This is a genomic window from Rhizobium sp. SVR5-2C, assembly GCF_056755115.1.
Map to the genome: position 1 here is coordinate 1 of NZ_JBNDHT010000524.1, position 244 is coordinate 244.

General features: G+C 55.3%; 1 pseudogene. It reads right to left on the reverse strand.

The annotated features are described in order from the left end of the window. Window positions 1–244 (reverse strand): annotated as a pseudogene (gene virG, locus ACPYOI_RS36770) (two-component system response regulator VirG); the annotation flags it as partial.

Genomic DNA, 244 nt, shown 5'->3' on the forward strand with positions numbered 1-244 from the left:
AACGGTTTGACGATGTAGTCCGTCGCCCCAAGTTCCAAGCCGACGACCTTGTCTGCCTCCTCCAGCCGATCGCCGCTGATGATGATGATCGGTGCATCGGATTTGGTCGCGAGATTGCGAACGATTTCCAGCCCATCTTCATGGCCCAGGTTCAGGTCGACGATGATCAGATCAATGATCTCAGTTGCAAGGACGCGCGTCATCTGGTGGCTGTCGCTGACGGCACTGACTTTAAGCGCATGTT